The sequence below is a fragment of the Nocardiopsis sp. EMB25 genome, from assembly GCF_026797795.1.
GTDB classification, from domain to species: Bacteria; Actinomycetota; Actinomycetes; order Streptosporangiales; family Streptosporangiaceae; genus Nocardiopsis; species Nocardiopsis lucentensis.
In genome coordinates this window covers 306,117-329,441 of sequence record NZ_JAMTDN010000001.1, presented here as the reverse complement: position 1 = coordinate 329,441, position 23,325 = coordinate 306,117, and the positions used below count along the sequence as shown (strand labels likewise).

The 23,325-nt window shown below is 67.4% G+C and carries 14 protein-coding genes; 4 read left to right on the top strand and 10 right to left on the bottom strand.

Features of this window, described 5'->3' with window-relative positions:
• Window position 1: 1 nt before the first annotated feature.
• From KIK06_RS01395 to drmA, 4 genes are all read right to left on the bottom strand, one after another.
• Window positions 2-1,843 (bottom strand): hypothetical protein, encoded by a 1,842-nt coding sequence (locus KIK06_RS01395; RefSeq protein ID WP_268641583.1) that lies wholly within the window; start codon window positions 1,841-1,843, stop codon window positions 2-4.
• 256 nt (window positions 1,844-2,099) lie between these two features.
• On the bottom strand, window positions 2,100-2,900 hold the full coding sequence (gene drmC, locus KIK06_RS01390) for a DISARM system phospholipase D-like protein DrmC (protein WP_268641582.1): 801 nt from the start codon (window positions 2,898-2,900) through the stop codon (window positions 2,100-2,102).
• Window positions 2,897-4,771, bottom strand: coding sequence for a DUF1998 domain-containing protein (drmB, locus tag KIK06_RS01385; protein ID WP_268641581.1), 1,875 nt, complete (start codon window positions 4,769-4,771; stop codon window positions 2,897-2,899). The genes drmC and drmB overlap by 4 nt, the downstream gene beginning before the upstream one ends.
• Window positions 4,768-8,463, bottom strand: coding sequence for a DISARM system helicase DrmA (drmA, locus tag KIK06_RS01380; RefSeq protein ID WP_268641580.1), 3,696 nt, complete (start codon window positions 8,461-8,463; stop codon window positions 4,768-4,770). Before drmA ends, drmB begins: the two co-directional genes overlap by 4 nt.
• A 68-nt stretch (window positions 8,464-8,531) precedes the next feature.
• On the opposite strand from drmA, the gene KIK06_RS01375 reads away from it, so the two are divergent.
• Window positions 8,532-9,188: a hypothetical protein gene (locus tag KIK06_RS01375; protein ID WP_268641579.1), complete on the top strand. Its 657-nt coding sequence runs from the start codon at window positions 8,532-8,534 to the stop codon at window positions 9,186-9,188.
• A 113-nt stretch (window positions 9,189-9,301) separates the two neighbouring features.
• Here the strand turns inward: KIK06_RS01375 and KIK06_RS01370 are convergent, their stop codons facing one another.
• Both KIK06_RS01370 and KIK06_RS01365 read right to left on the bottom strand, forming a co-directional pair.
• Window positions 9,302-9,559: a hypothetical protein gene (locus KIK06_RS01370; RefSeq protein ID WP_327084619.1), complete on the bottom strand. Its 258-nt coding sequence runs from the start codon at window positions 9,557-9,559 to the stop codon at window positions 9,302-9,304.
• 214 nt (window positions 9,560-9,773) lie between these two features.
• Entirely contained in the window at window positions 9,774-10,337 is a 564-nt protein-coding gene (locus KIK06_RS01365) for an ATP-binding protein (RefSeq protein WP_268641577.1), read from the bottom strand.
• 217 nt (window positions 10,338-10,554) lie between these two features.
• On the opposite strand from KIK06_RS01365, the gene KIK06_RS01360 reads away from it, so the two are divergent.
• A complete protein-coding gene (locus KIK06_RS01360; RefSeq protein ID WP_268645821.1) occupies window positions 10,555-11,412 on the top strand; it encodes a helix-turn-helix domain-containing protein in 858 nt (285 codons plus the stop codon).
• Window positions 11,409-11,585 carry a DUF397 domain-containing protein gene (locus KIK06_RS01355; RefSeq protein WP_268641576.1) on the top strand — a complete coding sequence of 59 codons (177 nt, stop codon included), beginning with the start codon at window positions 11,409-11,411 and terminating at the stop codon, window positions 11,583-11,585. Before KIK06_RS01360 ends, KIK06_RS01355 begins: the two co-directional genes overlap by 4 nt.
• Before the next feature lie 53 nt (window positions 11,586-11,638).
• Here the strand turns inward: KIK06_RS01355 and KIK06_RS01350 are convergent, their stop codons facing one another.
• The 4 genes from KIK06_RS01350 to drmD form a co-directional block, all read right to left on the bottom strand.
• Window positions 11,639-15,757, bottom strand: coding sequence for an Eco57I restriction-modification methylase domain-containing protein (locus KIK06_RS01350; RefSeq protein ID WP_268641575.1), 4,119 nt, complete (start codon window positions 15,755-15,757; stop codon window positions 11,639-11,641).
• Window positions 15,758-15,895: 138 nt separating this feature from the next.
• Window positions 15,896-16,435, bottom strand: coding sequence for a hypothetical protein (locus KIK06_RS01345; RefSeq protein ID WP_268641574.1), 540 nt, complete (start codon window positions 16,433-16,435; stop codon window positions 15,896-15,898).
• 4 nt (window positions 16,436-16,439) lie between these two features.
• On the bottom strand, window positions 16,440-17,540 hold the full coding sequence (locus tag KIK06_RS01340; RefSeq protein ID WP_268641573.1) for a helix-turn-helix domain-containing protein: 1,101 nt from the start codon (window positions 17,538-17,540) through the stop codon (window positions 16,440-16,442).
• Window positions 17,541-17,642: 102 nt separating this feature from the next.
• Window positions 17,643-20,942: a DISARM system SNF2-like helicase DrmD gene (gene drmD, locus KIK06_RS01335; RefSeq protein WP_268641572.1), complete on the bottom strand. Its 3,300-nt coding sequence runs from the start codon at window positions 20,940-20,942 to the stop codon at window positions 17,643-17,645.
• A gap of 228 nt (window positions 20,943-21,170) precedes the next feature.
• Here drmD and KIK06_RS01330 point away from each other — a divergent pair, with 228 nt between their 5' ends.
• Entirely contained in the window at window positions 21,171-23,306 is a 2,136-nt protein-coding gene (locus KIK06_RS01330; RefSeq protein WP_268641570.1) for a UvrD-helicase domain-containing protein, read from the top strand.
• Window positions 23,307-23,325: the final 19 nt, after the last annotated feature.

Genomic DNA, 23,325 nt, shown 5'->3' with positions numbered 1-23,325 from the left:
GTCACTCGGCGTCGCCCTCCTCTGCGGGGTCCTCCTTCGGTCCTCGGCGGACGAGGGCTTCCATCAGCAGACCCACGACCACCCTTCCGGAGGGTAGTGCGTGGGGACGAGCTCCGATCAGCTTCCTGTACAGACCGGCTGCGAGCACCATCGCCAGGACGGATTCACGCTCCTTGAGGTAGGTGCCGAGTTGGAGCAGGTGCATTTCCAGTGCTCCCGTGGCCGCTTGAAGGGTGGAGTGGCTGGGGTGGTCCTCGTCCCAGACAAGTGAGATGTCCTCGCGCACGGTCTGAAACGCAGCGGTGAAGTCCTGCCACGACCACGCCTCGGTCATGGCCGCCCATCGACGGGCCTGGAGTTCGACGGAAGGGAATTCCTTCTCGTCCAGCTCCGGATGGACGGGTTCGGGCTCGGGTTCCCTCACCGGGGGTGCCGGAGCCGGTTCGATGACCTCGTTCCGGACAGGGGCGGTCCGCGCGGGCTGCGCGGACCGCATTTCCCTGATCCGGGCCGGACCGGTCTCCATGGGGTGCATGTCCAAGACCGTGTGGAACAGGGTTCGGGTCATGGCTGACAGAGGGAACTTGATGTCCTCCCTGAAGGCCTTCGTGTACTTGGTATCGTCCCGCACCATCACCTGGACGAGATCCTCGAAGCTCTTGAGCCCGTGCTCGGTCATGCTCACCACAGGAGCACGAGGAGTCCGTTGGGCGGCAGCGGCAGCGTTCCGGGTCGCGATCCAGCAGGCGCAGTAGATCTGCCCCAGACATCGAACCCGGGCGAGCTTGTCCGCTGCTTCCCGCAGTCGGGGGCGCTTCTCCTCCGGGACACCTGGCAGGTTGTGCTCCTTCAACTTGTAGTCGAAGTAACGCACGGCCTCCTTGGCGATCACTTCGGTGAGGAGCCCTTCGAGGGCCTCGAAGCGCCGGTGATCCTTCAAAGCATGTGTCAGACGGCGCAGGAGCCGCGTGTCCGCCGACTCCGCCGCTACCCGAACGTCATCGCCGTACGGAACGTAGAACCGAGTCGTCAGCGGGTAGTAGCGGCCTGTCAGCTCAGGTGGAGGAAGGTCATCCAGCTCTCCCCCGGCTTCAGCGACGGCATCGCCGAAGGCCGTGACCCTCCACACCCGCGAGCTCACCGTGGTCGACGGATGGACGTGAAGCACCCCGTGGTGGCGCAAGGCCTCCATCACCTTCGCGTCTTCACCGTCGGGTGAGAGCACGGACAGCTCCGGGTGGTCACTGATGTTGATGATCCCGCCCTCGGTGGCGTTTCGCACCACGGCGAGTGCGGCGAGATCCCATCGAACGTCGAGCTCCGGGAACTCCTCTTCGGGGTGGTGTTGGAGAGGGAACTCTTTCCCCAGAACTTCCCGGTGCGCCTTGATCCAACGCTCTTCGGCGTCGGCGTAGGCTTCGTTCAGCGATTGTTTCTCTCGACGCCGTTCGGCCCGGCGAAGAGCCGCAGCATCAGGATCCCGATATGCCTCCGCTTCCTCGCTGAGGGTGGGATGGCAGTCCGCACAGACCACCCCGGTGTCACCGGCGAGGATCTGGTTCAAAGCGGTCCGATTCGGCAGGGAGAGTTCCTCCTCGCACGAGGGGCAGAAATAACCCTTGGCCACGGCCCTGCTCGCAGCGGCCGCCAAGAGGTGGTGGCGGCCGCCCCAACCGTTGGTGTCGATCTCGCGCACGGGCGTCCGCCAGAGGGGGTAAGCGCCCGCCTCGTCCAGGCCGCGAAGATCCCAGTACCGGCGAGCGACATCCACCAGGTGCGAAGGAGTACCGTCGAGAAACCGGACATCAAGATCGAAATCCTGACCGACAGGCGAGGTTCTCATGTGATCCTTAGGGGGTGGAATCCGGATAGCCATCATAGAATGCCCGGTGCTAGCACCTGGCAAGACCGCGAATCAGCAGAATTTCAGATCTGCCCCTGTCAAGGAATCGCATTCCTTGGCCCGAGACTCCCCGCACGACCGTACAGCCCGTCCTCAGCACGCGCAGGTGTGAAACCTGCAAGCCGAAATCACCGGAAACCCGAGCCGCGGATCACCAGTGGCCAAACCACGGCCCGGAGAGACGGAGAAAGATCGGTCAGGCGCGTTCCATAGGGCCATCAGGCCCCATGAGCGCACGGAAGTGGCTCACCAGTCGCTTGACCTGGGACGGGTCGCGGACCAGGACACCCACTTCGATGTTGTGGTGCAGGGCGTGCCCGGTGAGGTTGGCGCTGCCCACCAATGCCTTTCCGGTGTCAGCGGCCACCAGCTTGGCGTGCATGGACGCCTTGCCGTTGGCACCACGGCGCGCCTCGGGCCATCGCCACAGCCGGACCTGATCGGTCATGTGCGTGAAGTGGGTCTTGAACGCCTTCAGCGCCCCGGTCTTCTCCTCCAGCAGCACGTCCACCACCACGCCGCGCTCGGCCGCCGCGGTCAGCTCCTGCACCATCCGGGTCGAGGGGTGGTGGGCGTAGCTCACCACCAACAGCCGCGTGCGCGCCGAACGGATCACCTCTTCCAGTGCGGCGCCAGTGGTACGCGCGGCGCTCTTGTGCAGTGCGGAGCCACCGGACGGGCCGGTCGCCACGACGCTGGAACGGCGTTGGTCGGCCCGCTCCGCAACGGCGGCCGCACCGAGCAGGGCCAGGCCCAGGGCCTCACCGCTCAGGTGGGGCCGGCGGTGCCAGAGCCGGGCCAGGTCGGCGGCGTGGTGGCCCATACCCGCCACCGGGTGGGCGTCGAGCAGCACATGCTCCACCTGCCCAGGATCGGTGCACTCCGCCAAGGCAGAGGCCCATCGCCGAGCGACGGTGGGGTTCAGCCGTCCGGCGAGTTTCGCCAACTCCAGGGCCCAGCGTTCACGTTCCGTCTCTTTCGCGGAGTCCGGGGTCACCGGAAGTACCCGAGCCCGGCAGGCAGGTCCTGGGAGATGGTGTCGACCAGCAGGGTGCGGTCCAGGTAGTGGTTGTTGCGCTCGCAGGAGGTCTCGGAGGCGAACAGGCACACGTGGCAGGCGGCCCCGTGCAGGCGGGCGTGGTCGTCGGGGTCGTGTTCGGCGCACAGGGGGTCGGAGCTGCACAGCCGGGCGGCGTCCAGGGCGTGGTCGATGAGCAGTCCCAGCCGGTCCGGGTCGGTGCCGAGGGCGACGAGCCCGCCGAGGGTGCCCTCGCTGTCAGGAGCGGCGGTGTAGAGCAGGATGCCCGCCATGGCGTCGGATCCGCCGCGCGCGTACACCTTCTCGGCGATCCCGGAAGCGCTGTACCCGGCCTCCAGAGAGAGTTCGCGGATGAGGCAGTGGGCGAGCGAGTGCAGCAGCACATAGCGCATCCCCGGCCAGTCCGCGGGCGGCAGATTACGGGCCTGGCGCCAGCGTTCATGGCCGCCGGTGAGCTGCTTCTCCCGCTCCTTGACGGCCGGGGCCGACTCCCACGCGGCCAGGGGTTCCTCGGCAAAGCGCAGGAAGATCCCCTCGCCCCGCTGCTCGGCGCAAGGCACCCACTCTGGGGCTTTGGCGGACAACGGGGCGATGCGGTTGTCGTCGGTGGTGACCACGTCGAACTCGGGGGCGTCCACCCGGGTGAAGCCGTACAGGGCGCTGACCACGCGCAGTCGGGGCACCAGCACCACCTCCGCCAGGCGCTCGCGGTGGTTCTTCGCCACCCTGCCCACGTGCTTGGTGGTGAAGTCGGGCAGGTCCACGTCCTTGGGCTGGGTGAAGGCCTCCCATTCGGGTCCGGCCAGGTCCACCTCCTCGTCCTCGCTCGGCGGTGCCGTGTCATCCGACTGCGCGTCGGCCGCTTGGGCCTGGACTTCGTCCCATACCGCGTCGAAGCCGAACTCGTCGAGGTCGGCCCAGAAGACCATCTGCCGGATCGTGTGCTCCACCTGCTCCTTCGGCAGAACCGCCAACGCCCCGAGCGTGGTCATGTGCTCGGCGACGGCGTCCTTGAGCGCGGTGTCGCCCTGCGGCAGGCTGAAGACCCGCATCTGGGTGGGGAACCAACTGTTGGTGGCGCCCAGCACCATGGTGCGGGGTTCCTGGTCGCAGGACTCGAACGCGGCCAGGTGGGGGTGGCGGCCGCGGCAGCGGGGCAGGTTCACCGCGTTCTCGGGGCCGAACGCCTCACCCATGGAACGGCCGCCGCCCTGGTTCGGGTCGTCGTTGCATCCCTCGCAGATCACCAGGACGCTGGCGGCCTCACCCGTGGTGCCCTGCTCGACCAGTTTGAGGGTGTGTTCCCCCGCTTCCGGGACCTGGCCGCGGTGGGCGAAGTACACCCAGGGGAAGTCGTCCAGGTGCCCGGCTTCGCAGGCCATGACGAACCGGGCGGGGACGGCCGCAGGACGTCTGTTGCCCTCACCCCGGCAGCCGTGCACGTAGCGGGTCCGGTCCGGGCTGTAGGGGGTGGAGATCAGGTCGAAGGCGCCCGAGTCCGCGGAGGACAGACGGTGGCACTTGGTGCAGCGCAGCCAACGGGGGAAGGCGGACACCGGCACGCCGATCTTGGCCCATTCGTCGAAGACGTTGGCGGTGGAGGGTACCCAGGGAGGGCTGCGCAGCTCCTTGACCTGGGGTCCGAGTTTGCGTCGGACCGCGTCCAGGAGCCGGTCCTCCTGCAGGGGTGCGGCGTGGGCGCTCTTCCAGGCGTCGAGCCCGCGCACCACCACGGACAGGTTCGGCAGGTCGACGAGAGCGCCGATGCCGAAGGTGTGCAGGAGCTGGCTGGTGCGCAGCTCACCGACGCGGATGGGATCGTTGTTCATCGCAGGGCCCCGTTCTGGTCGTCACCGGCACCGTTCTGGGCCTGGAAAGGATGTTGGCTGTCCTCGCCCAGGCTGTCCTGGGGGTCGAGGACCAGACGGATCCCCGGTTCCACCTCGCGCAGGGAGGTCGGGCAGGTGGTGGTGGCCCAACGGCCGTCCTCGGGGTGCCGGATCAGCCCCACGTCCTCCTTCTTGCTCCTGGTGTAGCCCAGGGTGAAGCTCTCCAGGGTCTGCAGGCCGCGTTTGTCGTTCCACAGGTCGAACCGGCGGTCGACCTCCTCTTCGATCGCACGGATCGTGGCCTTGTCACCGGTGACGTCACGGGCCCGTCGTTTGACCTCGGCCGCCAGGTGGTCGGCGGTGCGCCCGGTGCGGTCGAAGTGGCCGGCCCCGGCGTTCGGGTTGAGGAGAGGGTCGTAGCCGCGGACCATGGCGATGAGCAGCCCGGTCAAGCCCCGGTCGATGGCCCGGGCCGCGAAGGGGGTGACCGACAGCGCCTCCACGTGCCGGTACAGGTTCGCGTGGAAGTCGGCGAACTGTTCGTAGTGCGACAGGTCCCGGGGGCGCGCCCAGTTGTAGACGGTGAAGACGATGCCGGGGTGTCGGCGTCCGACCCGGCTGGTGGCCTGGATGTACTCGGCGGTGGACTTGGGCTGGCCGTTGACGACCATGGTGCCCAACCGGGAGACGTCCACGCCCACGGCGATCATGTTGGTGGCCAGCAGCACGTCCAGCGGCTGCGGCCCCTTCGCCTCCTGCTTGCCCTTGCCCTTTCCCGTGCCCTTCTTGGCAGCGGCGTTCAGGGCGGCCTGTTCGACGGCATCGGGGAAGGCGACCCCGAGGCGGTCGAGGATGTAGGGGATGTCGTCGGAGTTGCGCCGGGAGGTGAGCTCCTCCACCCAGGGGGCGCGCCGCCGGGCCAGGCCGCGCTGGTCGGCGCGGCTGAGCCTGGTCGCGACGTCGTCGTCGACCAGGCGGCGCATCCCGCCCAGGTCGCGCAGGCTGTTGAAGTAGCCGACCAGGGTCATGTACGGGTCGGTGATCTCGTTGTGGCCGTACTTCAGGTGCAGTTTCTGGGCGGCGGCCAGGACGGCGACGTAGACCCGGATCTGGGTCGACTTGATCCGCACCCCGTGGGCGCACAGCCCCACGTAGCGGCGCCCGTCGGCGGTGTGGGCGGCAGTGTGGTCGTCGCTCTGCCCCGGCACGAGGACGTCGCTGGGGTCGACGGGGCGCTGCCGGGAGAAGAACGTGTCCGAGGCGTCCAGGCCCTGGGGCGGGAAGATCCGGGTCTCGCCGCGGGCGAAGAGCATGCCGATCTGTTCCTTGGCGCGGCGCACGGTGGCCGTGGAGGCGATGACCTTGGGCCGTACCTTGTGGCGGGTCTTGCTGCCCGGAGCTGTGTACTCCCAGCCGGCGAGCAGGTCCACGGCGGTTTCGTACAGCCCCACCAGAGAGCCGAGCGGGCCGGTGATCAGGTGCAGCTCGTCCTGGACGATGAGGTCGGGCGGCCGGACGGCGGACGCGGGACCGACCTTGGCGATGGGCAGGTTGACCCCCTTGGACACGGCCTTGTGCTGGAGGGAGCCCTCGCACACCTTGTCGTGCATCTGGCCGGCCAGGTACCCGTGCCGGGTGCAGTACCGGGAGGCCCGACCGAACAGGCTCTGGGCCTCCCCCTTCCAGGTGAGCTGGGCGAACTTGTCCACGGTGGCGATGACGAGCGAGGGGACGAGCCGGTAGATCTCCTCGTCCACCACGAGCACCGGCAGCCCCTCGCCGTGGCTGAGGTAGTCGCCGAAGGGGCACTCCAGGTCGGGACAGATGATCCGGGTGCGCCGGGCCTGGCCCTCGGTCTCGATGTGCTTGCCGGGTTCGATGGTCGATCCGCACCAGGGGCAGCTCGTGAGCTGGTGCGGGGAGCCCTGACCGCCGCCGCCCCGGTTGGCCCGCTTCTCCCGGACCCAGTCCTGGGCGCCGTCGAAGGTGTTGGGGGTGACGCGGCCACCGACCCACAGGCCCAACCGGAACGGCACCGCGCCCCAGCGGTCCTCGTCCTGGCGGCGCTCCACCTCGCAGGCGCAGATGAGCGCGGCGGCCCGCTGGAACTGCTGGATGGTGAGCAGCCGGAGCGTGTAGCGCATCAGGACGGCCACACCGGTGTCGGAGTGCGGGGCGTTGCCGCCCTGGGCCGCGTCCCCGTGCTGGAGGCGGCGGACGGCCAGGGTGTAGGCGGTCAGACCGAGGTAGGCCTCGGTCTTGCCGCCACCGGTGGGGAACCACAGCAGGTCGGCGACACGCTTGCCGCCAGGCCCGGTCCCGGAGCGTTCGGGGTGGGCGGGGTCGGTCAGGGAGGGCAGGTTCAGCAGCAGGAACGCCAGCTGGAAGGGGCGCCAGCTCCGGTTCTTCGGAATGTCCGCCCCGTGCACCCGGGTGGCGATGGCGATCTTGCCGTCCCCGTCGGCGGCGATGCTCTGCACCCGCTGGCGGTGCATGGCCCGGTTCGCGAACCGGAACGCGGCGAGCGCGGCCGGGTCGGACTCGAGCAGGTCGATGGCGGCGGCGATCCGGTTCGCGGCGTGTTCGGCCTCGTCCATGTTGGCCTTGGCCTGGCGCCGGAAGTCGGTGCCGTCGTGTCGCAGCCGGGCCTCGGAGGCGTCGATGCGTTCACGCTGCCGCTCGATCCAGGCCCGGTAACCGTTGACCAGCGGGTCCAGCGAGGATCGGAGGTCGACAGCGCCCTCGCCCTCCTGCCCGAGGAGCTTCATGTCAACCACGAGGTCGGCCAGCTCGGGCAGGTCCTCGTCCTTGTCGGCGCTGGGGACGTCGGTGTGCCGCAGTTCGTATCCGGGAGTGGCGTTGGTGGCGACCCTGACCGCGCGCATCGGGTCGTCCGCGGCGGTCCGGACGTCCACCGCGACGCTGTGGCCGACCGCGAACTGGGCGTGGAACCGGTGGGTCATCGCCAGATTGCGCTGTTCGTCGCGGTCCCGCTGGTCACCACCGGAGAAGTTTTCCGGCCGGGGGACGAACACCGGGCTGGTGCCGTCGGCGGCGGTCAGCGAGAGCTCGGCCTGGAAGAGCCACAGGTGCTGTTCCTTGCTCTTGCCCTGCTGGGCGTTAACGAGGAAGACAGTGACCAGTCGGCGGCCCTCGTAGGTACGGACCCGTCCGCGCAGCACCACCCCGGGCTGTTCTGGGTCGAGTTCGATCGGGCCCAGGTGGCCGTCCTTCTCCGGCAGGCTGAGGGGGACGCCGGCGGTGTGCGGGAATCGGCGGTAGAAGCGGGCGCGGCCTTCGGGGGCCTTCACCTTGTCGTAGTGCGCCCAGGAGGCGTGGGCGTGCAGCTCGGTGGTGTCGGGTTCGACGCAGACGGTGAAGCCGTGGGCGCTGCAGAACATGCTGGCGGCCGCGGGCACGTCCGCCCCGGGGTCGGTGCTGTCGGCCTCCCCGCTCCCCGCGGAGTCCTCGATGCCGGATTCGGCGAGGGTGTCCTGCTCGTCGGGTTCGATGACCGCGCCGTTGGGGGCGAGCCTGCCGAGGATGTAGCGGTCGGTCACCCGCTCGGAGGTGGGGAACTCCTCGTGCTCGTCACCCCCGATGGGGCCGTGGAGGTCACGGATGACGAGGTCTTCGAGTTCGGCGCGGATCTCGCGGGGGGCGGGGGCGTGCAGCACCGTGTGGTCGGCCATGAGGCCAGCCTAGAACCCGGTGGGGACAGACTGACCGGCAGCCGTTCATCTCTGCCAGGATCTCAGGTATGGACTTCGACAAACGCGTCTATTCATGGAAACACATCTGGAACCAGAAGATTCGCCAGGATCCCCATTCCCAGCACAGTCCTGACGACTATACCTATGACGGCGACTTGGAGGCCCGAGGTGTCGCCGCCCTCTACGAGATGCGTGGCCTGATCATCGGGCAGGCCGCGCAGATCGAAGACCTCCTCGGCGCGATCGTGGTCGAGCGCCGTTCCCGCGCTCGGGTTTGCCGGCACTCCCCGGACAGTCGGGAGCGCCACCGCATCGACGACGTGTTCGACCAGGTTGCCACGACATTCTGCGAACTCGGCTTGTGCACCAAGTTCGAGAAGGAGTTGTCCCTGGTGAAGTGGGCTTTGGAGTTCCGGGATCTCCTCACCGGGACGGTGATTAGCTACGGCTTCTCCAACGGACCCAATGGTTTGGAACATGTCGTCAACATGAGCATGGACGTTCAGGGGAGGGGAGAACTCGGGTTCCCCGTACCGCCTGGTGATGAGGCGGAGGACTGGTTCAATCTCAGCGGTAATGACCCGGACGAGCTCGAGTACGTCAAGGCCTTCCACCGCACCCGTGAGGCGCTGGAGGCAGCGGTGGACCTGTGGATCGCCTTCGACGACGCTCTTCCCGAAACCCCGATGAGACGCCTGCTCTGATTTGACGGGGTGGAGCCCTCTACACCCCTGCACCGGGCAGAGACCCGGGGCTCCGTTCCCGGCGCGGTCGGCGGGAGCGCTGGGAACGGAGCCCCGGTGTCAGCCTCTGCGGGTCAGAGACGGGGATGGCCGGCCTGGGCGTGCGCCCACAGGTGGGCGAGCAGGTCGTCCCAGCTCCTCGCCTCGTACAGGCCGCTGCGGGAGGCCACCCAGAACGACTGCGTGCTCTCCCCGAACCACACGATCTGGCGCGGGTGCCGGGCCTGGAGCCGGGCGGCCTTGTGGTGTTCGAGGGCGAACTCGGCGCGGTGCCCGCCCAGGCGGGGCAGGGTCTGGGCCCGGCAGGACCGGCAGGTGCGGTGATCACACATCGGGCAGACGGGTCCGACGAGCGGGCGACGGCGCGGCAGCCTCGGGAGGGGACGGAAGTCGTCGGATCGCCGGGGCCGCGGGATAGGGTGACGCATCAGATCCTCTTTTCCTTACCTATGCGCGGTTTGGGTTCTTGGGGGATTCAGGGCCCGGGAAGCGTTGGCGCGCTCTCCTGGGCCCGTCTCATGTCATCGACATGGCGGAGTCCGAAGCTCAGTTGAGGGCGACGGTGCTCCAGCCGCTGCGGGTGAGGTCGTAGGCCAGGTACAGCCAGACGGTGCGGTACTCGGCGTTGCCGTTGTCGCCCCAGTCCGTGGCGAAGGCGTCCACCATGGCCAGCCCGCGCCCGGACTCGACGCCCGGGTTCAGTGCGTTGGAGGCGGGAGACAGTCGAGCGTCGCGGGTACACAGCCCGCCCCGGTCGCAGCAGGTCAGGCGCATTCCTTCCTTGTTTCGGTGTACGCGCAGGGTGTAGGTGCCACCGGGACGGCCGGAAAGGCTGTGCCGGATGGCGTTGTTGGCCAGCTCGCTGCCGAGCAGGGTGAACAGGTAGCGGTAGTCAGCGGTGCAGTCGGCCGCACAGGTGTCCAGGAACGCGCGGACCAGGGGCATCAGGGCGGGGACCCCGGCGAAGTCGTAGCTGCGGGCCCGGTAGTTGGGCCGCTCGGGCCGTCCGGAGAAGTAGTGGCGTTGGAAGGGCCGGATGAAGCTGGCCAGCGGCACCGTGGCCTCGCCCTGAACGGGCACGGGGGCTGGTGCGAGGGCGGTTTCGGGCATGACGAACACACTCCTTGGCACAAAAATGAAGAAAAGGGGTGAATACGGACGCCCGTTGGAAGATTCATGGTTCCCATGACGCACAGAACGGGCCGGTCATAGCCTTCAGCTCAAGAACCCGACCGTGAGCCTCCAACTAGATTCCATCCTAGAATGAGAATCCCATGAGTCAAGCCTTTCCAGCGAGACTCCCGTTATGTCCGATTGGAAGTCCCCTATGACACAGAAAAGCCCTAATATTCGCCGACGCCGCCTTGGTCATGTATTGCGTGGCTTGCGGGAAGAAGCCGGACTCACGCTTGACGCTGCGGCCAAGGGCGCCAGGGTTCCTCGCTCCACCCTGGGCCGCATGGAGACCGCCGAAGCGCGCCGCCTGCGCCACACGGACCTGAACGCGCTCGCTGACTTCTATGAGGTCGCCCCAGAGACACGTGAAGGCATGCACAGTCTGGCCCGTGAGGCCAAGGAACTCGGCTGGTGGTCCAAGTACAAGGACGTCTTCGGCGAGCGCGCCCTGCCGGATTGGGAGGCGGAAGCAGCGGCCATTCGAACCTTTGAACCACAGCTCATCCCCGGCCTCTTCCAAACTCCCAGCTACGCGTCAGCGATCTTCCGAGGCGGCCGAGCCACAGCAGACGAGGACATCGAACGCTTGGTCGAAGCACGGGTGAACCGGCAACAGATCCTCAACCGAGTCCACCCGCCTCGGATGACGGCGGTACTCGATGAGGCCGCACTGCATCGCCTCGTAGGCGGCAGTGCAGTGATGAAGGAACAGCTGGAGCACCTGAGCCACCTCGCCGTTCGACACAACATTGATGTCCAGGTGCTGCCCTACTCAGCTGGGGAACACCTGGGCATGGAGGGTTCCTTCACCATCCTGGAGTTCCCTGAACCGAGGGATACCCCCATCGTCTACGTGGGGACAGCCACCACGGGCCTGGTCCTGGAAAGCCCCGAGGAGCTGGACGTGTATAACGTTGCCTTCAGCAACATCCAGGGGGTAGCGCTGTCCACCTCCCTGTCCGCCAAGTTCATCGACGATGCCGTCACAGCACTGGAGAAGCAGACATGAGCCACCGGCTTGAGTTCCGTAAGAGCAGCTACAGCGGCCGGGACCAGAACTGCGTCGAGGTTGCTCAGATCCCCGGCGTCGCGGCCATCCGAGACTCGAAGCACCCCGACGCCGGACATCTGCCCTTCCCCCAGAGCGAGTGGACGTCCTTCCTCACCACCGCGCTCAAGTAGCCCACCCCTCGAAGCCTGGCCCGGGAGCGATGCCCGTGCCAGGCTTCGGTGATTCAGAAGATAGTGCCCTCGGGCGGGAACAGACCGTCCTGAATCACTGGCACAGCGGCATTCTTCGTCTTGGCCGTCTTGCGGGACTTCTTCTTCGGCGGCCAGATCCCCTTGCGCTTCTCTTCCTCGTGCCGATCGAAGTTCAGTTGGAGCAGTCGATCCAGGATCTCTACGCGAGCGGCGGGACTCACCGTCCAACGCACGCCCTGATCGGTCTCATGGTGACCATGCTGCAGGTCGAGATCGCTCCAACCGCAGGCCTCCTTGTAGGCCTCTTTGACCGCCTCATCGATCTCAACATGGATCTCACGGAGCCGGTCAATGTCCACATCACCCTGCTTGCCCTCGTCATGTACGAGGTTGTAGAGCTTGGTGAGTCCAAAGTTCCGCCGCAGCATGATCTCGCCACGTTCCCGGTCAAGCGTCCCACCCAAAGCGGCCATGCGCTCCGTCGCATGCGGCATCGGGAAAGTCTCATATACATCCGAAGGAGAATAGTTCAGGTCAGCCTTCATTGTCGATGAGCGAGCCCACGCCCAGTGGTAGTGAAAAGCACTGGACAAGATCGACAAGTCGCTTACTTTAGATTTCGAAAAAACAGCAAGCTTATGCGCAAAGACATTTCCTGTTGAAATCAGGACAGGCATGACCGTACGACTCACCAAAGTAATCACCAGAACACGTCCCAGATCACTAATCGAATCATATAGCTCCGGCGCGCGCTCTGCGAACCGCCACCAATAATCACGCCTCGCAGACCGCTTGTTCTTAGCACGAACCGGCTTGACATCCCGCTCAATGATCTCGAACGGCTCTGGGTACTCCCTGGCCTCTTCCTCGGACATCGAACCGAAATTGATCACCCACCGACTCGGGGAACAGTCGGGCCGCGAGTTGAGATCCTTTCCGATCAGGTACGGGAAGATAACTTCGCGGTTCTTCGGGTTTTTCTGGATCAGCTCTCTGGCCTGATCTGGCTCCAGAACAAAACCCTCACCCAGCACGTACGAACCAATGAACGACGCCTCCGAATTGGCAACCAAACGCCACGGGTTGCCTGTCACCCGGGACTGCGGGTCGAGTGAAGGTGTGATCCCCGGAACCGATGCGTCACTCAAGACTACTTGCTCTCGTTCTCCGCTGTGACCTGCCCATACCAGCGACACGTGAACGTTGGCACTACCCGGCCACTTCTGGCTCTTCACCGCCCGGTAGACCTGCCAGCCCTCCCGCTCCACCACCTGGTCGAGTCCGACCTCACGGGTATCACCCTGCGCGATGGTGTTGGTGGCGATGATCCCGGTCCGTCCGTTCGGGGCCAGATCCAGGTTCCGCAACAGGAAGTACGAGCACAGGTCGGCACTCCCCCGCTTCCCCTTGGCGATGTCCACCACCAGGTATTCGCGAACGTCCCGCCCGATGTTTCCGGTCAGCCTCTGCCCGCCAATAAACGGCGGATTCCCCACCACCGCATCGAACCCACCGTTCCCCATCACCTCGGGGAACTCGATGGCCCAGTGCATCGGCTTGATCGGCTGGTCCCTGTCCCCCCGCAACCAGTCACGGATCTTGGACTTGGTCGCCTCTTCCTTGTAGAAGTCGTACGCACCCTCGTCCAGCAGCTCCAGGAACTCATCCGACAAGAAAGTCAGCAGCCGGTTGTACGCGTCCTGCCAGTTGTACTTCTTGTCCTCCGCGTCCTGGAGCTTCTTCTCGTAATCCTCCAGGTCGAGTTCTGCGTACCGCTCGGCCGCCAACGCCGCCGCGACCACACCGTCGCACGCCAACCGCAACTGCGTGAGTCGCGCGTCGGCCTCCGCGTTCAGCTTTTCCTTCTGCCGTACTTCCTCCGGGTCGTTCACCGGGGGCAGCGACTCAATCTCCCGCCGCAGCTCGGTGACCTCGCCCAGCACCCGGTCGATGTATTCACCCACGTCACCCGAGAGCCGAGCGTTGATCGCCCGCCCTTCCTCCGGATCCGTGTGGAAAGCGCGCACCTGTTCCTCGTTGACCAACCCGACCAGTGAGTCCCCGCTCTTCAGCGCGTGGTCCAGGAAGCTGAACGGCTTGTCCCTGGCCAGGGTCTCCAGCCACATCGACAGCTTCGCCAGCTCCACCGCCATGTCGTCGCGGTCCACCCCGTAGATACATGAGGCCGCCACCCGGCGCTTGGCGTACAGCCTCACGTCTTCGAGCTCGACGGAGCCCTCACCCCGCTCCTCGCTGTCTCCCCCACTGGCCTCCCCGCCACCCCGGCGCAGCTCCTCCGGAAGCCCGTCCCGCTGCCAGGCCTCGACCACCCGCTCCCCCAGGTACCGGGTCGCCGCCACCAGGAACGCCCCACTCCCCGCCGCGGGATCGACCACCTTGAGCTTCAGCAGCTCGTCCGCGGGCTTGACCCGCCACTCCGACTCCGGCGCACCGTCAGCCGGCCCCGGCTGGTACACCAGCGGTTCCAGGGTGTACCGCACCACCTTCTCCGCCAGCTCACGCGGGGTGTAGTGCGTCCCGGTCTTCCTGCGCTCCCCCACCTGCGTGAAGACCACCGACCGGTCCGGGAACACCGTCGGATCATCACGCAGGTCGGTCCGGAGCAGCCCCCAGAAAGGCAGGGTCCGCTCGGTCAGCTCCGCGTCGCTGTCCCAGGCCGAGTGCAGCCTCGAACGTTCCTCCGGTCCGGGCTTGGCCGCCAGCATCTTCTTGAGCTGGGTCCGCGTCGCCTTGGTCTCGTCCTGCAACCAGTCGAGGAAGACCTCCTCCCCCTCCGAGTAGGCTTCCTCCACCTCCCACAGCGGCAGCTCCGGCTCCAGCTTTCCCCTGAGCCCCACGTACGGGCCCTGGGTCTTGCGGACGGAGAACTCCAACAGGCCCTCGTACACATGGCCGATGTCCTCCACCCCCAGACCCTTGTACGAGATCCGGGTCGGGGTGCCCTTCCTGGTCTTCGGCTTGAGCATGACCAGAGCGTCGAGGATCTCAAACACCACCCGGTCGGCGACGGCGAAGCCCTCCAGCCACTCATACGTCTGCGGGTCGAAGAGCGATCCCCCGTACGGCGGCAACCGCAGGTCCGGGTGCTCCGAGCCCTTGTGGATCCCGTTGAACAGGGCGAGCAGCCGCGGCCAGGCAGCGGCCCTGCGGTCCACGACCTCCTCGCCCAGCTGGTCCCGATCGGCGGTGAGCTGGTCGTGCAGACGGCTGACCGAATAGTGGTCGGCGTACAGGTCGTCGGTCGGCAGCAGCCGCTGCTCCTCCGCGTACAGCAGGAACACCAGCCGCATGAGGACGGTGAGCGCGCCCTTGTAGATCTCCCGCTCACCCACGTGCTCCAGGAACCGGCCGCTGGACTCCCGGTCCAGCCGGGCGATCTCGGCGACGAGTAGCTCCACCGCGCGCAGGACCTGGTTGCCCAGGTCCTCGGTGAGGTCGCTCTGCTTGTCGAAGGTGCGCTCGAACAGCGCCGCCGCCGCGTTGGTGAGCTCTCCGCCCCTGTCCCGGGCGGGCAGCCGTACCCGCTGGCTCTCCAGCAGCGCCGCGAACGCCTGGAGCAGCAGGGGTTCCTCACCCCACAGGTCGGCGTCGAAGACCCCCACCGAAGTGGGCTTTCCGGGAAGCGCGTGCACGAGCGCCCAGTACTGGCCGTCGGTCACCAGCGCCAGCGGCACCCCGGACTCGCGGCAGCGGGCCGCGGCGGTCTCCACCGGAGAGGGACGGCCGCCCTGGGACCGTGCGGGTTCGGTGCCCAGGGGCAGCCGGTAGAAGTACAGGCGTTCCTCGCGCCCGCTCGGCCCGGGACCGAAGAGCGCGAACTCGGGGGCTACCCGTGCGCCCTCCGCCGTCGGCTGCGCACGCTGCCCCTCGTCCCAGTCGAGGAGCTCGCCGAGCACCAGCTCGATCCATGCGGGAACCAGGGCACCGGTGCGTTCCCGGTCAAGCTCGTGCCACCCCTGACGCAGGGTTCGGCGCACCTCGGTGTCGACCGCGGGCAAGCCGTCGGGAAAGGCTTCGAGCAGGACCTCCGCGGAGAGGAAGGGCCCGTCGGGTGAGAGGAGCCCCAGCCACTCGGTGTGCTGTTCGGCGGGTCGGATCGAGGGCGCGCGACGTCGGCGAGGTCCAGGCATGCTTTGAAGGTTATCGGCCACCCACGGTCCGGCCACAGCCCTCCTGAACGCCCCCTGCCCCGTGATCTTGCTACCAGAGGCAGGTTCGGCGCCGATCTTGCCTCTGGTAGCAAGATCATGACAGGTGGGGAGTTCTATCTACCCCAGGAGTTTCTTCGCCCTGGCCCAGGTCTCGAAGCCTCCCTTGGCGAAGGGCAACCGCATGCCGGACTCCCGCAGGGTGTCCGCCAGGGTCGAAGCGCCCGCCAGGGTGTAGTCACCCCGCGCGCAGGCGTCGGCGACCAACCGCATGGTCCCGCAGACGGGCAACCCATAGCGCTCAGCCGTCTTACGGGCGTCCCTGTCGTCCATCACCAAGGTTCCGCCCTGCAACTCGGCGTAGGCGCACAGCATCGTCTCGCCGATGTTGTGGTCGTCCTTGAGCGACATCCGGGTGCTCCAGACCCCGAATGCGTGCAGGAACTCCAGGGAGTCCGTCGGCACCGTGCGGATCCAGGCGGCGCACACCACCACAGTGTGCGCATCGAGATCATTACGCCTCACCTCGTCCAGAACCGACTGGGTGGTCAGACAATCACGGTCCCTGACCAGATCACCGAGCACGTCCAAGCGATCGGCTTTGGCGGCGTGCAGCAGCGGAGAAGCGTCGAACAGGAAGGGCTCGTCGAAGGAGGTCAACCCGTCAGTCCTCGCTGAGGTCTCGGAGTTCGATCTGTCCGCGCATCATCTCCACCGCGCGGGCGGGCGTGATCGTGTTCTCCCGCAAAGCGGTGATCACAGCGGACGAATACCTCGGAGAGACCCGGATGGAGGCCAGGTCAGGTTGTGGTTTCCACCCCACCGCCTCCCGGAGCTCGATCTCTGTGGGCACACGCCCCCGGAGCCGACGGAGCTCACCGCTGTCCAACGCACCGACGTGCCGAAGTTGCGCGATGGTGAGGCTCCACGACACCCGGTACTCGGCCGTCACCTTGACCAGTGCGTGCCGTCGGACCTCTTCGTCTTCTATTCCAAGGACGTACTTCATCTGCTTGCTCGGCAACAGGAACTCCGCGGCGAAGACCTCCACCACACGTTCCCGCTCCTCGCGTGAAGTGTGCACGCCGAGATCGTTGGAGTACTCATCGCCCAACACCATGTGCCCCAGTTCGTGAGCGGCGGTGCTGCGCCGTCGGCCGGGTTCCTGGTCCAGGCGAACGACCGCGACCGCAACATCGCCGTCCACCAGCGAAGCACCGTCCGACGACAACGGAGCCACCGCCAGAAACTGACCGGCACGCTCACAGGCATCGGCCACCGACTCGATGGGAACATCTCCCAGGCCGAGGTGTGTCCTGAGCCAGCGGGCCGCGTCCCTGGCGGCGTCGTGGTCCGTGACCCTGCGCGAGTAGAGCGCCAGAGGAACCCGGTTCAGCGCGCCCAGGTCGATCAGCTGGCGTACGTCCCGCAGCCACTGGGCGAGTTCAGCTTCGTTTCGGTACGTGTCACGCGCGGCAGCGCTGTCGCTCAGCTCCTCCGCTTCGGCGACGGTCGCCCGGCGCGAGACCACCTCGGGGGTGGGTGAGAGGAAGTGCGTGACTGGATACCCGAGCACTCTGGCGATAGCGGTCAACTCCATCGCGTCGATGCGACGGGCACCCTTCTCCAGCTTGGAGATCATGCTGCGTTCCAAGCCCACTTGGTCGGCCAGATCCTGTTGGGAGAGCCCCATGGAAGCACGGCTGTCCCGCACACGCTCGCCGATGCTCTCCCAACTCAGCTGATCCATCATGTGTGCGATCATCGCACAGTGCTCGTAAGTTTTTGAACAGCGCTGATCAATTCCGACTGACAAAAAACCTCAAAACTTCGCAAATCTCATCGCGCAGTCTTCGAGTCGGTCTGATCACCCCTTCACCGATGCCGGAACCAGGAAGGTAACCGCCACCGGGAACCAGCGCGCCCTGCGGTCGGCGTAGCGGTGGCGCAGGGCCGCCTGCTCCTGGACCTTGCGTTCGGGAACCTCGTCCAGGCGAGCTCGAAGCGCCTCGCGGTCCTGCCGGAGCTGCTCCTTCTCACGAGGCTCGAAGAGGCTGGTCTGCTCCCAGCGCGGGGTGTCGTCCAGAGCCGCCCTGATCCCTTCCGCCAGTTCGTCCAGCACCAGGCCGATCGCGGCGACCTCCTCCTCACACTTGCGGTCCAGGTCCCGCTGGACCGCCCTGAACCGCTGATTGGCGCGCTGGTGCAGCGCGCCGCCCACCGCCTTGTCCAAGGAGGGCCACAGGTCGGCCAGCCGCTCCAGGACCGGTTCGGGAGCCAGGCGTTCGGTGGCGACCTCCATCCAGCGGCCGATCTCCTCCTCCTTGGCCCGCACGAACGAGCCCTGCTCGATCCGGCCACCGGCGAGCAGGACCTCCTCGTGCAGCCGGGTGCCCTCCGCACCGGTGATCACCACCCGGCCGTGGGCGACGACCGCGGGTACCCGCAACACGTCGGACTCCACTACCCGCGCGGTGACCCGGCTCAGCTTGGACCCCTGGGACCACAGCTCCTCACGGAGCAGGGTCAGGCACAGGTCCACCAGGCGGTGTTTGAGGTGCAGCAGAACCAGGTCGTTGCGGCCCACCACCGCGTCCGGGTCGAAGGTCACCAACCGCTCCACACCGGTGACCGGATGCGCCAGACCGGCGTTACGCGCGCTCGCCCAAGCCCCGGCCAGCTCCGGTAGGCGGAAGCACTTGGCGGTGACGTCCTCCGGAGGTTCGGCGTCGATGAGGTCCTTGCGGTGGGCCAGGTCCAGGCCGGTGCGGACCACCCGCTCCAGGGTTTCGGGGGTCAGGTCGAGACGGTCACGGCTCCCGGTGAGCGTGGCCGCCAGCTCCTCCACCCGGCGGTTGAGCTCCCGCTGAGTACTGAGTCGGGCCACCCCCGCACGCGAGGTGATCGTGCTGTCGGTGTCGGCCCACTCCGTCCGCTTGCCGAGCATCTTCTGTTCGACCTGGTGGGCGATGACGTCTCCGGCGCTGCCGAGATCCTCGCGGATTCGGTCCACCTTCTCCACCGCGGTGCGCAGGAACCCGAGTTCGTCCTCCAAAGAGCCCGGTTCGGCGGCCTCCCACCCCTTGGGGACGAAGTGGGTGACCTCCACCTGATCCGCCTTCTGACCGTGGCGGTCCACACGGCCGTTGCGCTGTTCGAGCCGGTTGGGGTTCCAGGGGATCTCCCAGTGCAGGATCCGGTGGCAGTACCGCTGGAGGTTGATGCCCTCGCTGGCGGAGTCGGTGGCCACGAGGATCCGGACCTTGTCGAGGTCGGGGCGGTCGGTGAAGACGTTCTTGACCCGCTCACGCTCCTCCGGGTCCTGGCCGCCGTACAACTGGGCCAGTCGCTCCCCGCCCTTGCCGCCGTACCCGGCGGCGATGAGCCGCTCGCGCAGCCAGCGCTGGGTGTCGCGGTACTCGGTGAAGATGATGACCCGCTCGTCGGTCCAGTCCGCCTGACCGTCCGATCCGCCGGGACCGCCCGGTCCGATCGGCTCTCCGTCGACGCCGGGGTGGAAGAGGATCGGATCCAGCCAGGAGCGCAAGGCCGCGAACCGGGCGTCCGAACGGCCCTGGGCTTTCTCCGCCCAGGAACGCAGGCCGACGAGCAGGCCGCGTTCGTGTTCGGTGAGCCCGGGGGCGCCACGACTCACCGTGCCGAACACCTCCGCCTCGGCCTCCTGGTACTCCTCCTCGTGTTCGGAGGTGGCCGACAGGCGTTCCTGCAGGACCGGCAGGACTTCCTGGGCCGGGGCCTGCTCAGAAGTACCGGAGGCCTCGTCCGCGGCGCCTTTGGCATCCATAGTCGCCAGGTGGGTGGTGACGGTACGGGCGAAGGCCTGCGGTGAGGAGAACAGGCGCTTCTTCAGCAGGGTGGTGACGAAGTCGACCGTGTGCCGGCCGGTCTTTCCGACCCGGTCGCGGCGGCTGTCGGCGTACTCCACCAGGGCGCGGTGCGCCTCGCGTTCGGCGCCGGAGTAGTCCACTTCGGTGTAGCCGAGCACCCGTGCGGGGAAGCGCGCGGCGCCGTCCCAGCGTTTGGGCAGGTCACGCTTGAGACGGCGGACCATGGCCCGGGCGAGCTGTTCGTCGGAGGGCTCGACCCCGCGGGCGAAACGCTGGTCGTCCAGCAGCTCCAGGAGAGCGGAGAACGACTCGGGATAGCCGTTGTGCGGGGTGGCCGACAGGAACAGCCGGTGTTCACAGTGGGGTGCCAGCTCCCGGATCGCCTTGGTACGCAACGAGTCGACCGCGTACTTGCCGCTGCCCGCGGGGGCCACGTTGTGCGCCTCGTCCACCACCAGCAGGTCGACGGTGCGTGGATAACGGGGACTGGCGGGCAGGATCTCGCGGAGCATCCGCCGGGGGCGTTCGCGCTTGAGCCAGTCGATGCTGACGATCAGGCGGGGGTAGTGGGTCCAGGGGTTGGCGTACAAACCGCGCTCGCGGCGCAGCCGGCGGACCAGGTCGGCGTCGACCACTCGGAAGTCCAGGCCGAACTTGTCGCGCATCTCGTCGTGCCACTGGGTGGTCAGCCCGGCCGGGCACACGATGAGCATGGTGCGGGCGCGGTGGCGCAGCTGGAGTTCCTGCATGACCAGTCCGGCCTCGATGGTCTTACCGAGACCGACGTCGTCGGCGATGAGCAGGTTGGTCCGGGGCATCGACAGGGCCCGCACCACCGGTTCGAGCTGGTAGTCCTCGATCTCGATCCCCGAGCGGAAGGGCGCCTGCAGGGAGGTGTTGTCGGCCGAGGTGATCGCGCCCCAGCGGACGGCGTGCAGGAAGGCGTCCAGGCGGACGGGGTCGTCGAAGCCGAGCGCGGGTGCGGGCAGGTCCCTGCCCTCGTGGATCCGGGTGCCCACCTCCAGCTCCCAGAGGACCTCGATCCGGTCGGTGGAGGCGTCGTCCCCGATACTCACCAGGGACACCATGTGCTGGGGCTTGCCGGTGATCCGGGTGGGATCGCTGGAGACGATGTGGGAGGCGCGCACCTCGGAGACCACCCACTGGCGGTTGCGGACGGTCACCAGCTGCCCGGTGCTGGGGGCCGGAGTGCCGCTCTCATCGTTCGCGTCCTCGGAGTGGGGACCGAGGACCTCGATGTCCGCCGCGCCCTGGGGAGTCATACGTGCGCCGCCCTTCGTCGTGTGTGCCTCCGTCATACCAGGGGCCGGTGTCAGGGGTGGCGACTACCGCGCGGCTCCAGGCCGTTCCCCGTACTTACGACGTTCCGGGAACACCGCACCATTGACCGATATCGGCCACCGGACGGACAGGTCGGTACCGGGTGCCGGGAAGCCCGACCTCTCAGAGGTTCTCGTCCCTATGCTGGTATGGCAGGTCCCTCCCCTGGACGCCCCTCCTCCACCCCCTGTCCCGGAAAGGCTCCCGTGCCTCAGCTCGCGATCGCCAAGGACTTCCTCACCACCTACGCGGTGCTGGACAAGAAGCTGCGCAAAGCCGTCGACGAGGCCTTGGACAAGTTCGCCGACACCTATTTCGCCGGCGGTCACCTGGAGAAGATCACCGACAGCCGGGACTCCCGCTGGCGGACGCTCCGCATCAACCAGGGCTACCGGGGCGTCGTCCTCGCACCCGATTCCGGAGACGTGTTCCTCCTGGTGACCGTGCTCGCACACAAAGAGGCCTACCGGTACATCCGCAACCGGCGCCCCTCAGTCAACCAGGCGCTCGGCGTCCTGGAGTTCCGGGACGAGACCGCGCTGGACACCATGAGCACCGCGCTCACCCCGATGGTCGAGGCTTCGGACGACACCCTTTTCCGGGAGGTCCCGGACAAACACTTCACTCAGCTGGGTATCGACGAGGACACCGTCCGGATCGCCAGACTGCTCCCCGATGAGAGCTACCTCGACGCTCTGGCGATCATGATGCCCAAGGCCCAACACGACGCCCTGACCGCGCTGGCCTCGGGGATGTCCCCTGAGGAGGTGTGGGACCTGCTCAGCCGTGAGCTCGCCGAGGAGGTCACCGCGCAGGAGGTCGACCCCGACGACCTGGTCTCGGCGATCCGGCGCAGCCCGGACCAGGCGGTGTTCGTGGAAGGTCCCGAGGAACTACGGGAACTGCTGGAGCACCCGTTCGACGTGTGGCGGACCTTCCTGCACCCGCGGCAGCAGCGCATCGCGTGCAGGGATAAGTTCGCGGGTCCGGTCATGGTCACCGGCGGCGCGGGTACGGGCAAGACGGTGACCGCGCTGCACCGGGTAGCGCACATGGCCGAACGGTACGCCGCCGACGGGCGCCAGCTCTCCCTGGGCACCGGAGAGGTCACGCCGGAGCAACCCATCCTGCTCACCACCTTCACCACGACCCTGGACTCGGCTCTCCGCTCCCAGCTCGAACTGCTGGTGCGCAACGAGGACCGTCGGAAGCTGGTCGACGTGCGCAACCTGGACAAGGTCGCCCACCAGGTGGCGCGTCAGGTGTACGGCAGGCCCGACTTCCCGAACTCACGTGAACTCGTCGCTCTCTGGGACCGCCACGCCGAGGGATCGGACGTGTCGGGACGGTTCCTGCTGGAGGAGTGGGAACACGTGATCCTCGCCCAGGACCTGCGTACCGAACGCGACTACCTACGGGCCCGACGGCACGGCCGGGGACGCTCCGGCCGTATGAGCGCCGAACAGAAGCGCCGGGTGTGGCGTTCGGTCCTGGGCGCCACCGAGGAGATGCGCGCCAACGGGCAGTGGACGTTCACCTGGCTCGCCTCGGAGGCCGCCGACATCCTCAACCGCACCGGCGAGCGTCCCTACCGGCATGTCGTGGTGGACGAGTCACAGGACCTGCACCCGGCCAAGTGGCGACTGGTGCGTGCCTTGGCCCCCGAAGGCCGGGACGACCTGTTCGTCGCGGGCGATCCGCACCAGCGCATCTACGACCACCGCGTTTCCATGGCAGCGGTCGGGATCAACGTGCGCGGCCGGAGCCACCGCCTGACCGTGAGCTACCGCAGCACCCAGGAAATTCTCTCCTGGGCCGTTCGGGTGCTCGGCACCGCGCCGGTGGAGGGGTTCGACGGGGTGCGATCTCACCTGGCCGACTACGCCTCGCCCCTGCACGGCCGGACTCCAGCCGTGCACGCTCACCCCACGGAGCAAGCGGAGCTGGAGGCACTCACCCAGGTGGTCACCGGGTGGCTCACCTCCGATGTCGAGCCCGGGACCATCGCGGTCGCGGCCCGCACCGAGGCTCTGGTCAGAGAAACCAGAGCTGCTTTGGAGGCCGAGGGCATCGACACTTGCGGTCTGGCCCAGGACTCCGGAGTTCGGGTGGGCACGATGCACTCGATGAAGGGGCTGGAGTTCCGCTGTGTGGCGGTGGTCGGTGCGGGTGCGGCCTACCTCCCCCTGGAGTCAAGGGTCACGGACATCTCGGAGGACCCCTTGGCCCACGCCCACGACCTGCAGCGCGAACGGAACCTTCTGTTCGTCGCCTGTACGCGGGCCCGGGACACCCTGTACGTGTCGTACTCCGGCGAGCCCAGCCCGTTCCTACCGAAGTAAGAGTCCGCCCCCGACAGCC

Excerpts from the sequence above, each read along its gene's own strand:
- KIK06_RS01395 (WP_268641583.1), bottom strand. The coding sequence starts at position 1,843 with ATGAGAACCTCGCCTGTCGGTCAGGATTTCGATCTTGATGTCCGGTTT.
- drmB (WP_268641581.1), bottom strand. The coding sequence starts at position 4,771 with ATGAACAACGATCCCATCCGCGTCGGTGAGCTGCGCACCAGCCAGCTC.
- drmA (WP_268641580.1), bottom strand. The coding sequence starts at position 8,463 with ATGGCCGACCACACGGTGCTGCACGCCCCCGCCCCCCGCGAGATCCGC.
- KIK06_RS01375 (WP_268641579.1), top strand. The coding sequence starts at position 8,532 with ATGGACTTCGACAAACGCGTCTATTCATGGAAACACATCTGGAACCAG.
- KIK06_RS01370 (WP_327084619.1), bottom strand. The coding sequence starts at position 9,559 with ATGTGTGATCACCGCACCTGCCGGTCCTGCCGGGCCCAGACCCTGCCC.
- KIK06_RS01365 (WP_268641577.1), bottom strand. The coding sequence starts at position 10,337 with ATGCCCGAAACCGCCCTCGCACCAGCCCCCGTGCCCGTTCAGGGCGAG.
- KIK06_RS01360 (WP_268645821.1), top strand. The coding sequence starts at position 10,555 with ATGACACAGAAAAGCCCTAATATTCGCCGACGCCGCCTTGGTCATGTA.
- KIK06_RS01355 (WP_268641576.1), top strand. The coding sequence starts at position 11,409 with ATGAGCCACCGGCTTGAGTTCCGTAAGAGCAGCTACAGCGGCCGGGAC.
- KIK06_RS01350 (WP_268641575.1), bottom strand. The coding sequence starts at position 15,757 with ATGCCTGGACCTCGCCGACGTCGCGCGCCCTCGATCCGACCCGCCGAA.
- KIK06_RS01340 (WP_268641573.1), bottom strand. The coding sequence starts at position 17,540 with ATGATCGCACACATGATGGATCAGCTGAGTTGGGAGAGCATCGGCGAG.
- drmD (WP_268641572.1), bottom strand. The coding sequence starts at position 20,942 with ATGACGGAGGCACACACGACGAAGGGCGGCGCACGTATGACTCCCCAG.